General features: G+C 68.1%; 11 protein-coding genes. 4 read left to right on the forward strand and 7 right to left on the reverse strand.

Translation table 11 applies throughout. The annotated features are described in order from the left end of the window. Positions 1–25: 25 nt before the first annotated feature. The 3 genes from OUA97_RS01735 to OUA97_RS01745 form a co-directional block, all read right to left on the reverse strand. Positions 26–1477 carry a glutamate synthase subunit beta gene (locus tag OUA97_RS01735; protein WP_267230018.1) on the reverse strand — a complete coding sequence of 484 codons (1452 nt, stop codon included), beginning with the start codon at positions 1475–1477 and terminating at the stop codon, positions 26–28. 24 nt (positions 1478–1501) lie between these two features. Beyond that, complete coding sequence (gene gltB, locus OUA97_RS01740; RefSeq protein ID WP_267230019.1) at positions 1502–6145, reverse strand: glutamate synthase large subunit; 4644 nt, start codon at positions 6143–6145, stop codon at positions 1502–1504. A 141-nt stretch (positions 6146–6286) separates the two neighbouring features. Further along, positions 6287–7432: an L-lactate dehydrogenase gene (locus OUA97_RS01745; RefSeq protein WP_267230020.1), complete on the reverse strand. Its 1146-nt coding sequence runs from the start codon at positions 7430–7432 to the stop codon at positions 6287–6289. A gap of 56 nt (positions 7433–7488) precedes the next feature. Here OUA97_RS01745 and OUA97_RS01750 point away from each other — a divergent pair, with 56 nt between their 5' ends. Then, a complete protein-coding gene (locus tag OUA97_RS01750) occupies positions 7489–7860 on the forward strand; it encodes a DUF423 domain-containing protein (RefSeq protein ID WP_267230021.1) in 372 nt (123 codons plus the stop codon). On the opposite strand, the gene OUA97_RS01755 is transcribed toward OUA97_RS01750, so the two are convergent. Continuing rightward, on the reverse strand, positions 7851–9065 hold the full coding sequence (locus OUA97_RS01755; RefSeq protein ID WP_267230022.1) for a multidrug effflux MFS transporter: 1215 nt from the start codon (positions 9063–9065) through the stop codon (positions 7851–7853). The two genes, OUA97_RS01750 and OUA97_RS01755, sit on opposite strands and share 10 nt — an antisense overlap. 103 nt (positions 9066–9168) lie before the next feature. On the opposite strand from OUA97_RS01755, the gene OUA97_RS01760 reads away from it, so the two are divergent. Genes OUA97_RS01760 through OUA97_RS01770 form a run of 3 tightly spaced genes read left to right on the forward strand, consistent with a single transcriptional unit; the run spans position 9169 to position 11699 of the window. Then, positions 9169–10152: an alpha/beta fold hydrolase gene (locus OUA97_RS01760; protein ID WP_267230023.1), complete on the forward strand. Its 984-nt coding sequence runs from the start codon at positions 9169–9171 to the stop codon at positions 10150–10152. A 10-nt stretch (positions 10153–10162) separates the two neighbouring features. After that, positions 10163–11155, forward strand: a complete 993-nt coding sequence (pip, locus tag OUA97_RS01765) for a prolyl aminopeptidase (protein WP_267230024.1) — start codon at positions 10163–10165, stop codon at positions 11153–11155. Between the two features lie 16 nt (positions 11156–11171). After that, positions 11172–11699: an AAA family ATPase gene (locus OUA97_RS01770; RefSeq protein WP_267230025.1), complete on the forward strand. Its 528-nt coding sequence runs from the start codon at positions 11172–11174 to the stop codon at positions 11697–11699. Between the two features lies 1 nt (position 11700). Here the strand turns inward: OUA97_RS01770 and rodA are convergent, their stop codons facing one another. Genes rodA through OUA97_RS01785 form a run of 3 tightly spaced genes read right to left on the reverse strand, consistent with a single transcriptional unit; the run spans position 11701 to position 15401 of the window. After that, positions 11701–12855, reverse strand: coding sequence for a rod shape-determining protein RodA (gene rodA, locus OUA97_RS01775; RefSeq protein ID WP_267230026.1), 1155 nt, complete (start codon positions 12853–12855; stop codon positions 11701–11703). Beyond that, positions 12852–14879 carry a penicillin-binding protein 2 gene (mrdA, locus tag OUA97_RS01780; protein WP_267230027.1) on the reverse strand — a complete coding sequence of 676 codons (2028 nt, stop codon included), beginning with the start codon at positions 14877–14879 and terminating at the stop codon, positions 12852–12854. Before mrdA ends, rodA begins: the two co-directional genes overlap by 4 nt. 12 nt (positions 14880–14891) lie before the next feature. Further along, positions 14892–15401 carry a hypothetical protein gene (locus OUA97_RS01785; RefSeq protein ID WP_267230028.1) on the reverse strand — a complete coding sequence of 170 codons (510 nt, stop codon included), beginning with the start codon at positions 15399–15401 and terminating at the stop codon, positions 14892–14894. Positions 15402–15501 lie beyond the last annotated feature (100 nt).

Below are 15501 nucleotides of genomic sequence, written 5' to 3' on the forward strand. Positions count from 1 at the left end.
GCTCGCCGGCCTCAACGCCTAAGCGTCAGCGGGGAAGCTTGCTGGTCCCCATCAGGTACTCATCGACCGCCTGGGCGCACTGACGGCCCTCGCGGATCGCCCAGACCACCAGCGACTGGCCGCGACGCATGTCGCCGCACGAGAAGATGTTGGCCGAGGTGGTCTTGTAGTCGCTGACCGGCGCCTTGACGTTGCCGCGCGGGTCGAGCTCGGCGCCGGATTGGGCGATGAACTCGTTGTGGCGCGGGCCGACGAAGCCCATGGCCAGCAGCACCAGATCGGCCTTGATCAGGAACTCGCTGCCGGCGATTTCCTGCAGGGTCTGGCGACCATCGGCGCCTGCAACCCACTCGACGCGGACGCACTCGACCGCCTCGACCTTGCCGTTCGAACCGATGAAGCGCTTGGCCGACACTGCGAAGTCGCGCTCGCAGCCCTCTTCGTGGCTCGACGAGGTTCGAAGCTTCAGCGGCCAGTCGGGCCAGGTCAGCTGCTTGTTCTCGCGAACCGGCGGCTGCGGCATGATTTCCAGTTGGGTGACCAGGACTGCGCCGTGGCGGTTCGAGGTGCCGATGCAGTCGCTGCCGGTGTCGCCGCCGCCGATCACGACGACATGCTTGCCGGTGGCCGAGATGCCACCGGTCGGCGCCGCGCGCAGTTCGTCGTCGCCGGCGTTGCGCTTGTTCTGCTGGGTCAGGAAGTCCATCGCGAAATGGACGCCAGCCAGCTCGCGGCCCGGAATCGGCAGGTCGCGCGGGTCTTCCGCGCCGCCGGCCATGACCAGCACGTCGTAGTCGTCGAGCAGGCGCTGGACCGAGACGGTCTTGCCGACCTCGAAGTTGGTCCGGAAGATCACGCCCTCACCTTCCATCTGCGCCACGCGGCGGTCGATGAGGTGCTTCTCCATCTTGAAGTCCGGGATGCCGTAGCGCAGCAGGCCGCCGATCCGGTCGTTCTTCTCGAACACGGTCGGGGCGTGGCCGGCGCGGGCCAGCTGCTGGGCGCAGGCCAGGCCCGCCGGACCCGAGCCGACGACGGCGACGCGCTTGCCGGTGCCGCGCGGCGACATCTGCGGCTTGATCCAACCTTCCTGCCAGCCGCGGTCGACGATCTCGCACTCGACCGTCTTGATGGCCACCGGAGTGTCGATGATGTTCAGGGTGCACGACGCCTCGCAGGGCGCTGGGCACACCCGGCCGGTGAACTCCGGGAAGTTGTTGGTCGACTGGAGGTTCTCCAGCGCCGTCTTCCATTGGTCGCGATAGACCAGGTTGTTGAAGTCCGGGATCTGGTTGTTGACCGGGCACCCCTGGTGACAGAACGGAATCCCGCAGTCCATGCAGCGCGCGGCCTGCTTGGACACGTCCGCCGCCGGCATGGGGTGGACGAATTCCTTCCAGTTTTTCAGGCGCTCCTGCGGCGCCTCGTAAGTCCGTTCCTGGCGCTCGATCTCGAGAAAGCCGGTGACCTTACCCATGATGCCGTCCTCCGACTCTCGTGACTATTCCGCCGCGACGGCTGCAGCCGCCTGACGTTCCGCGGCCATTTCCTCCAGCGCGCGGCGGTAATCCTTGGGCATGACCTTCACGAACGAGCCGAGGGTCTGGTCCCAGTTTTCCAGAATCTGACGAGCACGCTCCGACCCCGTGTAGAGGTGATGGCGCTCGATCAGGATGCGCAGACGTTCGGCGTCGAAGCGCAGCACGTCGCCCATGCCGTTGTTGTCGACCGACAGCGAACGCTGGCTCGGGCGGAAAGGCTCGTCCTCGCGGGTGGTCGGGGTCGCGGGCTCGATCTTTTCGAGGTCGACCATCGCCTTGTTGCAGAGGTCGGCGAAGCGGCCCTTCGGATCGTAGACATAGGCTACGCCGCCGGACATGCCGGCCGCGAAATTGCGACCCGTGTCGCCCAACACGACAACCACGCCGCCGGTCATGTATTCGCAGCCGTGGTCGCCCACGCCCTCGACCACCGTCACCGCGCCGGAGTTGCGGACGGCGAAGCGCTCGCCCGCCACGCCCTGGATGTAGGCCTCGCCGGCGATGGCGCCGTAGAGCACGGTGTTGCCGGCGATGATGTTCTGGGTCGGATCGCGACGCGCCTCGGCCGGCTGGCGCACGACCACGCGGCCGCCCGACAGACCCTTGCCGACATAGTCATTGCCGTCGCCGGTCAGCTCCAGCGTCACGCCGCGGGCCGCGAAGGCGCCGAAGCTCTGGCCGGCCTGGCCGCGGAACTTGATGGCGATGGTGTCTTCCGGCAGGCCGGCATGACCGTAGCGCTTGGCCACCTCGCCCGAGAGCATCGCGCCGGCGGTCCGGTTGATGTTCTTGATCGGGTATTCGAGCACCACCGGCTCGCCCCTCTCCAGCGCCGGAGCGGCGTCGGCGATCAGGGTGTTGTCCAGCGCCTTGCCCAGGCCATGGTCCTGGCGGTCCATGTTCCAGAGGCCCTTGGCGCCTTCCGGAGCGGCCGCATAGAGCAGCTTGGAGAGGTCGACGCCGTCAGCCTTCCAGTGATCGACCGCCTCGCGGGCGTCGAGGCGGTCGACGCGGCCGACCATCTCGTTGACCGTCCGGAAGCCGAGCGAGGCCATGATCTCGCGCAGTTCCTCGGCGACGAAGAAGAAGTAGTTGATCACGTGCTCGGGCTGGCCGGTGAAGCGCGCGCGCAGCACCGGGTCCTGGGTCGCCACGCCCACCGGGCAGGTGTTGAGGTGGCACTTGCGCATCATGATGCAGCCGGCGGCGATCAGCGGGGCGGTCGCAAAGCCGAACTCGTCGGCGCCCAGCAGGGCGGCGATGGCGACGTCACGGCCGGTGCGCAGGCCGCCGTCCGCCTGGACCGCGACGCGGGTGCGCAGGCCGTTGAGCAGCAGGGTCTGCTGGGTCTCGGCCAGGCCGATCTCCCACGGCGAGCCGGCATGGACCAGCGAGGTCAGCGGCGAAGCGCCGGTGCCGCCCTCGAAGCCCGAGATGGTGATGTGGTCGGCGCGGGCCTTGGCGACGCCGGCGGCGACCGTGCCGACGCCCACTTCCGACACCAGCTTCACCGAGATGCGGGCGCCCGAATTGACGTTCTTCAGGTCGTGGATCAGCTGGGCCAGATCCTCGATCGAATAGATGTCGTGGTGCGGCGGCGGACTGATCAGGCCGACGCCCGGCGTCGAGTGACGCACGCGCGCGATGTTCTTGTCGACCTTGTGGCCGGGCAGCTGGCCGCCCTCGCCGGGCTTGGCGCCCTGGGCCATCTTGATCTGGATGTCGTCGGCGTTGACCAGGTACTCGGCGGTGACGCCGAACCGGCCCGAGGCCACCTGCTTGATGGCCGAACGCATCGAGTCGCCGTTCGGCAGCGGCTTGAAGCGGTCGGCTTCCTCGCCGCCCTCACCGGTGTTGGAGCGGCCGCCGATGCGGTTCATGGCCACGGCGAGCGTGGTGTGGGCTTCACGGCTGATCGAGCCGAAGCTCATCGCGCCGGTGGCGAAGCGCTTGACGATCTCGCTGGCCGGCTCGACCTCCTCGATCGGAACCGGGGTCTCGTTGAAGTTGAAGCGCATCAGACCGCGGATGGTCAGCAGCCGCTCGGACTGTTCGTTGATGCCCTCGGCGAAGGCCCGGTAGTCATCCGAACGGCCGCCGCGAACCGCGTGCTGCAGCTTGGAGACGGTTTCCGGGGTCCAGGCGTGATGCTCGCCGCGCAGACGGAACGCGTAACTGCCGCCGACGTCCAGCATGGTCGCGTAGATCGGATTGTCGCCGTAGGCGTCGCGGTGACGGCGCACCGACTCCTCGGCGATCTGGGCCAGGCCAATGCCTTCGATCGTGGTGGCGGTGCCGGTGAAGTAGGTCTCGATCAGCTCGGACGACAGGCCGACGGCGTCGAAGATCTGAGCGCCGCAGTACGACTGGTAGGTCGAGATGCCCATCTTGGACATGACCTTCAGGACGCCCTTGCCGATGGCCTTGATGTAGTTCTTGCGGACCTCGTAGGCCGAGAGCGCGATGCCCTCGCGCAGGCGCAGGTTTTCGAGCGTCTCGAACGCCAGGTAAGGGTTCACCGCCTCCGCGCCGTAGCCGGCCAGGACGCAGAAGTGATGCACTTCGCGCGCTTCCCCGGTCTCGATCACCAGACCGGTCTGCATGCGCAGGCCCTGACGGATCAGGTGGTGGTGCACCGCGGCGGTGGCCAGCGCGGCGGGGATCGGGATGCGGTCCGAGCCGACCCGGCGGTCGGACAGGATCAGGATGTTCTTGTCGGCCAGGACGTTGTCGGTGGCCTCCCGGCACAGGCGGTCCAGCGCCCGCTCCAGGCCCTCGGCGCCGTCGGCGGCCGCCCAGGTGGTGTCGATGGTGGCGGTCCGGAACGACCCGTCCAGCAGTTCGCTGATCGAGCGGATCTTGGCCAGGTCCTCATTGGTGAGGATGGGCTGGGAGACTTCCAGGCGCTTATGGGTGCCGGCGTGGCGGCCGAGCAGGTTCGGGCGCGGGCCGATCATCGAGACCAGGCTCATGACCAGTTCCTCGCGGATCGGGTCGATGGGCGGGTTCGTGACCTGGGCGAAGTTCTGCTTGAAGTAGTCGTAGAGCAGCTTCGAGCGCTTCGAGAGCACGGCGATCGGGGTGTCGGCCCCCATGGAGCCGATCGGGTCTTCGCCGGTGGTCGCCATCGGCGCCAGGAAGAATTGCTCGTCTTCCTGGGTGTAGCCGAAGGCCTGCTGGCGATCGAGCAGCTGGGCCGCGTCGTTCGACAGCGCCTCGTTGAAGGCGATCTCGGGCAGTTCTTCCAGCTTGAACTGAGTGTCGCGCAGCCAGTCGGCGTAGGGTTCGGCCTCGGACAGGGAGCGCTTGATCTCCTCGTCCTCGATGATGCGGCCCTCTTCCATGTCGATCAGCAGCATCTTGCCCGGCTGCAGTCGCCACTTGCGGACGATGCGCTCCTCCGGAACCGTCAGCACGCCGACTTCCGAGGCCATGATCACATGGTCCTGGTCGGTGATGATGAAGCGGGCCGGACGCAGGCCGTTACGGTCGAGGGTGGCGCCGATCTGCCGGCCGTCGGTGAAGGCGACGGCGGCCGGGCCGTCCCACGGCTCCATCAGCGCGGCGTGGTACTCGTAGAAAGCCTTGCGCTTGGCGTCCATGAGCGGATTGCCGGCCCAGGCTTCCGGGATCAGCATCATCACCGCATGGGCCAGCGGATAGCCGCCGGCGACCAACAGCTCGAGCGCGTTGTCGAGGCAGGCGGTGTCCGACTGGCCGTGCGGGATCAGCGGCCACATCTTGTTGAGGTCGGGCCCCAGCAGGTCGCTTTCCAGGGTGCGCCGGCGGGCGTTCATCCAGTTCACGTTACCGCGGACGGTGTTGATTTCGCCGTTGTGGGCGATGAACCGGTAGGGGTGCGCCAGCTTCCAGGACGGGAAGGTGTTGGTCGAGAAGCGCTGGTGAACCAGGGCCAGGGCGCTTTCGCAGCGCTCGTCCTGCAGGTCCTTGTAGAAGGTGCCGACCTGATCGGCGAGCAGCAGGCCCTTGTAGACCACGGTGCGGGTCGACAGCGACGGCATGTAGAGGTTGGCGATGCTGGGAATGCCGTGCTTCACGGCCAGCTCCGCCAGCGGGTTCTGGGTCTGCTTGCGGACGGCCAGCAGCTTGCGCTCATGCGCGTCCTGGCTGCGGATGTTCGGGCCGCGGCCGATGATCGCCTGGCGGATCACCGGCATGTCGGCGAGCACGGCGGCGCCGAGGCCGTCGGTGTTCACCGGGACGTCGCGCCAGCCCAGCAGCGGCTGATGCTCGACCTTCAGGAAGTGCTCGAACTGGGCCATCACGACGTCGCGCGCGGCGTCGTCGCTGGGCAGGAAGCACATGGCCACGGCGTATTCGCCGGCCGGCGGCAGATCGACGCCTTCCTTGGCCGCCCAGTCGCGGATCAGCGCATCGGGAATCTGAATCAGAATCCCGGCGCCGTCGCCGACCAGCGGGTCGGCGCCGACCGCGCCGCGGTGATCGAGGTTGATCAGGATCTCGAGGCCGGAGGTCACGACCTCGTGCGATTTGCGACCTTTAATATTGGCCACGAAACCCACGCCGCACGCATCGTGTTCGTTGCGCGGGTCGTAAAGACCTTGCCGCTCGGGAGCTCCCATCCGGATACCTCGCTCTCAAAACTCGGGCACGCAGCAGGGCCGGCTTTCGGCGACCGTTGTTGCGCGCAAATTCGGCGGGCATTTACCCGGCAAGATCAGCCCTTGTCGATGGGCCTGCGCGCCTCAAATTGAAAAGATTTTCTAAGGTGCGACGTCTAGTAGCAACTTATCGGCGTCTCGCGCGGCGACGCAGCCTGTCAGCACCATGGCCGTGGAGAGCTCGGCGCGGAGGGTTCCCAGCATCTTGGAGACCATGGGCCGGCCCCCCGCCCCCAGCGCATAGGCCCAGGCCCGGCCGACGAAGCAGGCCTTCGCCCCCAGGCTCAACGCCTTCAGCACGTCGAGACCCGAGCGAATCCCGCCGTCCATAAGGACTTCGAGATCATTTCCGACCGCATCGACAATGGCCGGCAGGGCCGAGATCGACGAACGCACGCCGTCGAGCTGACGCCCTCCGTGGTTGGAAACCACCAGGCCCTGGGCGCCGGCGCGGACCGCGTCGCGCGCGTCCTCCGGGTCGAGCACGCCCTTGATCACGATCGGACCGTCCCAGACCTGCCGCACGAAATCGAGGTCGGCCCAGGTGACCGATCGATCAAAATTCTTTGCGATCCAGCTGAGGAAGTCGGTGACGCCGCGTCCCTGGGGAATCGCTCCAGCCACCGAACCGAGGCTGTGGGGGCGGCCGTTGAGCCAGACGTCCCACAGCCATTCGGGGTGAGTCACCCCCTGCCAGGCGGTGTTCAACGCCCCGGAAAGGGCCGTGGCGCCGGTGAAGCCCGAGCGGATGTCGCGATAGCGTGCGCCCGGTAGCGGCAGGTCGACAGTGAAAACCAGCACCGGGCAGCCGGCGGCCTTGGCCCGGCCCAGCAGCTCACGCATGTAACCGCGGTCCTTGAGCATGTAGAGCTGGAACCAGGGGGCCTTGCCGCTCTCGGCGACCTCCTCGACCGAGCAGACGCCGACGGTCGACAGACAAAACGGAACGCCGGCGGCGGCCGCAGCCCTAGCGGCCTGTACCTCGCCGCGGCGGGCGTACATGCCGGCCATGCCCACCGGCGAAAGCCCGATCGGCATGGCCATCTTCTGGCCCAGCACCTCGACCGAGAGATCGAGCTGGGTCATGTCGCGCATCACTCGCTGGCGCAGGGCCAGCGCCTCGATGTCGGCGACGTTTCGTTCCAGCGTCACCTCGGCGTAGGACCCGCCGTCGATGTATTCGAAAAACATCGGCGGCAGACGCCGCCGGGCCAGCTCGCGATAATCGGCGACCGATGCCGGGTTCATTGCCCGCCCCCCCTGTACTTGTGGTCAATGCTAGCGGGAGTCGCTAGGCAGACGGCATGAGCAATCTGCGTATCTGGATGTCCACCGCCGCAGCCTGTGGCCTTCTTGCCGTCGCGTTTGGCGCTTTCGCCGCCCATGGCGTGACCGATCCCAAGGCCAAGGAGTGGATGCATACGGGCGCAACCTACGCCTTCCTGCACGCCTTGGCAGTCTTCGCGTCGGTGGTGGTGGTTAACGCCGGCGGTCGGCTGGCGCGGGTGACGCCGCCGCTTTTCCTTAGCGGAATTGCGATCTTCTCGGGATCCCTGTTCGCCATGGCCCTGGGCGCGCCACGTTGGTTCGGAGCGATCACGCCGATCGGCGGGCTGCTGTTCATGGTCGGCTGGGCGGTGCTGGCCTGGGCCGCCCTGCAGAAGCCTCAGGACTGAGCGGCCTTCGGCAGGGCCAGGGTGCGCAGCGCCAGGGCCGAGCCGATCACCGCCAGCGCCATGACCACCGCCATCGGACGCGGCGTGCCGTCGTGGAACGCGCCCGACAGGCTGGCCGCCAGCGCCCCGACGCCGAAGGAGGCGCCGCCCATCAGGGCCGAGACCGAACCCGCCCGCCGCGGGTCGACATTGAGCGCGCCGGCCATGGTGTTGCCCTGCATGAAGCCGTAGCTGCCCAGCAACACGAACAGCAGAGGCAGGATGCTCCAGCGTTCGCCGAAGCCGGTCAGGGCGGCCAGCGCCAGGGCGATGGAGGCCAGCACGGCCGCCTGGCTCGCCCGCTCCAGCACCTGGTCGGGCGTGGACCTTCGCAGCAGATGGCGGTTCACCTGGCTGGCCCCGATGATCGCCGCGGCGTTGAGACCGAACACCCAGCCGAAATGCTGGGGCGAGATGCCGTAGGTCCCGATCAGCAGGTCGGGCGAAGCGGAGATGTAGGTGAACAGCGTCGCGCCGTTCAGCGCCCCGGCCAGGGCGTAGCCGACCAGGCGCGGTTGGCGCAGCAGGGCCAGATAGGCCTTCAGCGGGTTCTCAGCCGCGGCCTGGGCGGCGGTCTCGGCCGAGCGCGATTCCTTGAGCCACAGCAGGGTCGCCGCCCCGCAGGCCAGGCCGAACACGGCCAGCGCCCAGAAGTTCAGCCGCCAGCCGCCGAGCGTCAGAAGCAGGCCGCCCAGCATCGGGGCGAGGATCGGCGCCAGCCCCATGATCAGGGTCATCAGCGACAGCATCCGCGCCGTCTCGGTGTGGTTGAAGCGGTCGCGGACCACGGCGCGAGCGACAACGCCGCCGGCGCAGCCGCCGAGCGCCTGGACGAAGCGGGCCGCGATCAGCATGTCGCCGGAGGTGGCGAGCGCGCAGGCGACCGAGGCGCCGACATAGATCGCCACCCCCAGCAGGATCGGCCCGCGGCGGCCGAAGCGATCTGAGGCCGGGCCGTAGAAGAACTGGCCGATCGCCATCCCGGCGAAGAAGGCTGCGACCGTGCCCTGGGTCTGGGCGGAGGTCGCCCGCAGGTCCGCGCCTATGGCCGGCAGGCTGGGCAGGTACATGTCGATCGACATCGGCGCGAAGGCGGTCAGCGCGCCGAGCAGGAACACCAGGCCCCAGGGGGTGCGGTCGACGGCGGCGGCTTGCTGGCTGGTCATCGGCCCCCTTCTAGCGTCATTCGCGCCGATCGCGCCAAGCGCCGCTTGCCTTCCGCGCAAGGAACCCTGCCAAGCTGGGGCAAACCTTCGGAGGAAGCCCGCCATGTCCACCGCCCTCGCCCGCCAGATGCCGCCCGTCCAGCACGCCAAGGTCAACGGGATCGACATGGCCTATTACGAGGTCGGGCCCCGCGGCCAGGGCGTGCCGCTGATCTTCTGCCACGGCTTCCCGGAGCTGGCGTTCTCGTGGCGGCATCAGTTGGCGGCCTGCGAGGCGGCGGGCGTCTGGGCGATCGCGCCCGACCAGCGCGGCTATGGCCTGACCGAGCGGCCCGCGGCGGTCACCGACTACGACATGGAGCACCTGACCGGCGACCTGGTCGGGCTGCTGGACCACCTGCGCGCGGCCAAGGGCGTGTTCGTCGGCCACGACTGGGGCGGCATCGTCGTCTGGCAGCTGCCGCTGATGCATCCGGACCGCGTGGCCGGGATCATCGGGCTCAACACCCCGTTCATGCGCCGCGCGCCGATCGACCCGATCGAGGGGATGCGCAAGGTGTTCGGCGAGGACATGTATATCGTCTGGTTCCAGAAGCCGGGCGTCGCCGACGCGGCCCTGGCCGCCGACGTCGACAAGACCATGCGCTTCTTCATGCGCCGTCCCGCCGCCATCCAGCAGGTCGCGGCCCCCACCGGCGGCTCGACCTTTGCGTTCGGCGACGCGCTGAAGGCCTGGGACAAGGCCGACACCGTCAACCAGCTGCTGAACGCCGATGAACTGGCGGGCTTCGTCGAGACCTTCCAGGCCACCGGCTTCACCGGCGGGATCAACTGGTACCGCAACTTCAGCCGCAACTGGGAGCGTTCGGCCGACCTGCCGACCCGCATCGACGGCGTTCCCTGCCTGATGATCATGGCCGAGAAGGACGTGGTGCTATCGCCAGCCATGGCCGACGGCATGGAAGAGGTGATCTCCGACCTGGAGAAGTCGCTGATCAAGGACAGCGGCCACTGGACGCAGCAGGAGAAGCCCGAGGAGGTCAACCGGCTCATCCTGGACTGGATGGGGCGCCGCTTCCCGAAGTAGACTGGCCGGGATGGAACGCAACACCCCACCCTTCGCCGTCTCGAACACCGCGCACCGCAAGGGGCTGTACCCGGACAACGAGCCGTTCGCCTATGGCTGGCTGCCGACGGGGGGGACGCACGAGATCTTCTATGAGGAGTGCGGAAATCCCGACGGCAAGCCGTGCGTGATCCTGCACGGCGGCCCGGGCGGGGCGATCAACCCGACCATGCGGCGGTTCTTCAACCCGGCAAAGTGGCGGATGGCGCTGTTCGACCAGCGCGGCTGCGGCAAGTCGCGACCGAACGCCAGTCTGGAAGACAACACCACCTGGACGCTGATCGAGGACATCGAGCGGCTGCGTATCCATCTGGGCGTCGAAAAGTGGACGGTGTTCGGCGGCAGCTGGGGCAGCACCCTGGCGCTGGCCTACGCCATCACCCATCCGCATCGGGTCGAGGCGCTGGTGCTGCGCGGCATCTTCCTGCTGACCCAGCGAGAATTGCGCTGGTTCTACCAGGAAGGCGCCTCGATGCTGTTCCCGGATGCGTGGCAACGGTTCTGCGCGCCGATCCCGGAGGCCGAGCGCGGCGACATGATGGCCGCCTATCACAAGCGCCTGACGCACTCTGACCGCCGCATCCAGGCCGAGGCCGCGGCCGCCTGGAGCCAATGGGAAGGAGACACCATCTCCATCCGCGGGCCCGAGGCGCGGCCATCGAAGTTCAACGAAATCGACTTCGCCATCGCCTTCGCACGGATCGAGTGCCACTTCTTCGCCAATGGCGGCTTCTTCAAAGAGGACAACTGGATCCTCAACAACATCGACAAGATCCGCGGCATTCCGGGCTGGATCGTCCAGGGCCGGTTCGACGTGGTGACGCCGATGGACAGCGCCTGGCGGCTGAAGACCGCCTGGCCCGAGGCCAGTTTCGACATCGTTTGGGACGCGGGCCACGCCTCTACCGAGCCGGGCATAGTCGACGGCCTGGTGCGGGCGACGGACCAGGCGCTGAAGCTGTAGGCCCCGGAGCGTCGCCATGGCAGTCACCATCGCCGACGCGCTTCTGTCCCTAAGACCCCTGCCCGGCCTGGCGGTGCTGATGTGCGGCGTGGCCGGCAGCGGCAAGACCGCGTTCGCCATGGCGCTCGAGGAGGCTGGCTTCCTGCGGCTGTCGATCGACGAGGAGGTCTGGCGCCGTCATGGCCGGTACGGGGTCGACTTCCCAGCCGACGCCTACCCTGCCCTGCTGGAGCCGGTGCGCGCCTGGCTGCGGAGCCAGGTCGGCGAGGCAGTGCGCAGCGGCCAGGCCGTGGTGATCGACTCCAGTTTCTGGAGCCGCGCCCATCGTGACGAGTTCAAGGCCGAGGTCGAACGCGCGGGCGGGCGCTGGCGTCTCATCTACCTGCACGCTCAGCCTGAGCTGCTGCAGCGCCGGCTCGCAGACCGCCGCGAGCAGACCGATCCGCGCGGGGCGATCCCGGTCGACGATGCGATGCTGGCCCGCTTCCTGCGCAGCTTCCAAGCGCCAGTCGGCGAGGGCGAAACGACCGTGACGGTCGCCTGACCTACATCAGCGCGCCTTTGCCGCTGGTCACTTCCGAATAGCGATGGACGCGCACGGCCTGGACCAGGCCGAAGCCGATCATCACCGTCAGCATGACGGTGCCACCGTAGGACAGCAGCGGCATCGGCACGCCCACGACCGGCGCCAGGCCCATGACCATCGCCCCATTGATCAGCACGTAAAGCGCGAAGGTGGCGGTGGTCCCGGCCGCCGACAGCCGTCCGAAGTGCGAGTGGGCTAGGGCCGAGGTGCGCAGCGCCATGAAGATCACCGCGCCATAGAGGAACAGCAGCGAGAAGCAGCCCAGGAAGCCGAACTCCTCGGCCAGGGTCGCGAAGATGAAGTCGGTCTGCTTTTCCGGGAGGAAGTTCAGCTGGCTCTGCGAGCCGAGGCCGTAGCCCTTGCCGAAAAAGCCGCCCGAGCCCAGCGCGATCTTGGACTGCAGGATATGATAGCCGGAACCCGAAGGGTCGCTTTCGGGATCGAGGAAGGTCAGCACCCGTTTGCGCTGGTAGTCGTGCAGCACGAACATCACCAGCGGCGGCACCGCGACGACGAAGGCCGCAATCCCGGCGAAGATGATCCGCCAGGACAGTCCGGCCAGCACGACGATGGCCACTCCGGTCATCGCGATCAGCATGGCGGTTCCCAGGTCCGGCTGGTGCATGACCAGCACCGTGGGCGCCCCGATCATCGCGGCGGGGACCAGTAGCCACCAGGACAGCCGCGCATTGTCAGCCGAGATGCCGTGATAGAACCGCGCCAGGGCTAACACGATCCCGAGCTTCATGATCTCCGACGGCTGGAAGCTGAACGGCCCCAGCGCCAGCCACCGCTGCGCTCCCATGCGCACGTCGCCGGCCACCTCGACCGCGACGAGCAGCAGCAGGCCTATGCCGTACAGCGGATAGGCGATGGCGAACCAGACCCGCAGGTCGATCATCGCCAGGCCGATCATCAGCACGAAGCACAGCGCAAAGCGGGTCAGGTGCTTGGCCGCCCACGGCTCCCACGAGGATCCGGCGATGGAGAACATCATCAGGGCGCCGGCGCCGGCGATCAGGCAGAGCGCCAGGGCGAACAGCCAGTCGATCTCGGACAGCTTGACGACCAGACGGTCGCGCTCGCCGGGACGGGTCAGGGCGCTGACGGTCATATCGCGCCTCCAGTGGGGGTGGATGCGGCCGGGGCCGGAGCGGCAGGCGCGGCCGGCGCGGTCGGGGCCGCGGTAACGGTCGGCGCCTCGGGCGCGACGCCTTCGGCCTCCAGCGGTTCCGGAGCCTCCGGCATCGGCATCGGCGTCTCGATGCGCGAGCGCAGCTCCGGATCCTTCATCAGCGCCACGCGCATCACCTCACGGGCGCGCGGGGCGCCGGCGGTGGCGCCGCCCAGGCCGCCATGTTCGACGATGACCGCCACGGCGTAGCGGGGATCATCGACCGGCGCGAAGGCGACGAACAGATTGTGGTCCTTCAGCCGCCAGGTGACGCCGGCGCTGCTGCGCGAGGCCAGGCCCGCATAGGAGCGGACCTGTGCGGTGCCGGTCTTGCCGGCCATCTGGATGTCGCCCAGGCCGAGTTGGCTCTGGCGATAGGCGGTGCCGCCGGTGTCGTTGGCCACCGCGACCATGCCGCCGCGGACATAGTCGAGCTGTTCCTTTGTGAACGGCAGATCGGGCACGTCGTCGCCGTGCGGCCGCTCCACCCCGCCGACCGACTTGATGAGCCGCGGGTTCAGCGCCTTCTTGCCGTTGGCCAGCCGCGCGGTCATCACCGCCAGCTGCAGCGCGTTCACGGCCACATAGCCCTGGCCGATGCCGTAGCTGACCGAGTCGCCCGGCTGCCAGACCGGCTCGCGCTTGACCGCCTTGCGCTTCCATTCGCGCGAACCGACGACGCCCTTCTTCTGGCCGGGAATGCCGATGTCGAAGATCTGGCCGAAGCCCATGGCATGGGCCGCCTTGGCGATCGGATCGGGGCCCATCCGCAGCGCCGTCTGGTAGAAGTAGATGTCGCAGGAGTTCTTGATGGCGTCGTGCATGTTCTGCGAGCCGTGCCCGCCATGCTTCCAGCAGCGCCAGGTGCGCCCGCCCCAGTACCAGCCGCCGGAACAGTGGACGCGGACCTCCGGGTCGACCCCGGCGGTCAGGGCGGCCAGCGCCACCGTCGGCTTGAAGGTCGAGCCGGGCGGATAGGTGCCGGTCATCACCTTGTCGAGCAGCGGCTTGCGCTCGTACTGCGCCAGGGCGCGGTACTCGGGCCCCGACAGCCCGCGTACGAAGCGATTGGCGTCAAAGCTCGGCGACGAGGCCATGCACAGCAGGTCGCCCGTGCGGCAGTCCATCATGACGATGGCCCCGCTCTCGTCGCCCATCACCTCCAGAGCGCGGTTCTGGATATCGACATCGAGGGTCAATTCGATGCGCTTGCCGGGCGTGCTCGGGATATCGCCGGCTTCGTCCTGACGGACCTCGCGGCCGTTGGCGTCGACCTCGACCTTGCGCGCCCCGGCCTTGCCCCGCAGGTCCAGATCGAAGGCCTTCTCGACCCCCTGCCGGCCGATGCGGAAGCCGGGATTGAGCAGGATCGGGTCCGAATTCGGGCCCGTCGGGGTGAGGTCTTCTTTGTTGACCTTGGCCACGTATCCGATGACGTGCGCGAAGGCGCCGCCGTGCGGATAGACCCGGACCTCGCCCATGTCGGCGGTGACGCCCGGCAATTCAGGGGCGCGGATGTTGATGGCCGAAAACTCGTCCCAGCTCATGTCCTCGAACACCGAGACCGGCACGCGTTTGGGGGTCTGCTTGATGTCCTTGATCAGGCGCAATTGCCGCGCCTCATCCAGCGGCACGAAGGTCGCCAGCGTCTTCAGCGTGCCTTCGACGTCCGTGGAATTGTCTTCCCGCGTCACCAGCAGCCGGAAGTTCGGACGGTTGGAGGCCAGGATCGCGCCGTTGCGGTCGACGATCAGGCCGCGCGGCGGCGGCACCAGGCGGAAATTGAACTGGTTGGAGGCCGAGAGCTTCTCGTAGCGCTGGGTCTCGATGATCTGCAGGTGCGCCAGACGCGCCCCGAGCGCGCCCAGGCCGAGGCCTGCGATACCGCCGAGCAGGAACATCCGGCGGTGGAACACACCCTGCCGTTCATTGACCTCGGAGAAGAAGATCGACGGCTCGGCCATCGCTTCGGAACCCTAGCGGAAACGCACGTCTGCATCCTCGAACCGGTCGATGAGCAGGTGCGCGAACGGAAACAATATGATTGTGGCGAGGAATTGCCAGGCGACGGCGATGGGGTCAGCTGTCGCATGGGCCCCGACCATCGTGAACAGGAAGGCGGCCCCAAGCGCTAGGCCGGTGGCCGCCGCGTACCAGGCCCACATGACCGGGAAGCTCTGGCCGGCCATCATGCTGCGCCCGACCAGCGCCGCGCCATAGACCAGCAACAGCGACAGAGCCCACAGGCCCATCGGCGCGCCCCAGATCAGGTCGAGGAACAGCCCCATCGCGAGCACCGCGACCGGCGCCAGCATGGACGGGCGGATCACCGCCCAGGCGAAGGCCGGCGCCATGGGGAAGATCGGCTCAGGCAAGCTGAGGCCGAAGGGCCGGAAGGGCAGCGAGAAGAGGACGGTCAGGATCAGGCACTGAACAAGCGGGACCCCGATCCAGCGCCAGGGGGCCAAGGGGCGCGCGCCGGCCATCTAGAACGGGACCTCCGGCGGAGGCGGCTGTTGCGGCTGGGCCGTGGGGGCCGCGGGCGCGGCAGGCGCGGTCGCCGGACGATTGGCGGGCGCCGGCCGC

Source organism: Phenylobacterium sp. 58.2.17 (assembly GCF_026411515.1).
Taxonomy (GTDB): domain Bacteria; phylum Pseudomonadota; class Alphaproteobacteria; order Caulobacterales; family Caulobacteraceae; genus Phenylobacterium.